The sequence below is a fragment of the Paenibacillus sp. SER-28 genome (genome assembly GCF_052906305.1).
On the sequence record NZ_JBRECM010000112.1, the window covers coordinates 1 to 211 of the forward strand.

The following is a 211-nucleotide window of genomic DNA, read 5'->3' on the forward strand; positions in this document are numbered from 1 at the left end:
TGGCTCGGGACGGAATCGAACCGCCGACACGAGGATTTTCAGTCCTCTGCTCTACCGACTGAGCTACCGAGCCATATTTTTTTTATTACTACATCATATAATCCGCACTTTATATGCCAATTATATATGAAGTTAAAATGGCGGAACTGACGGGATTCGAACCCGCGATCTCCTGCGTGACAGGCAGGCATGTTAGGCCTCTACACCACAG

The 211-nt window shown here is 47.9% G+C and carries 1 tRNA gene; it reads right to left on the reverse strand.

From position 1 onward, the window contains the following. Nucleotides 1-73, reverse strand: a tRNA-Phe gene (locus tag ACUYLD_RS25870). Nucleotides 74-211 lie beyond the last annotated feature (138 nt).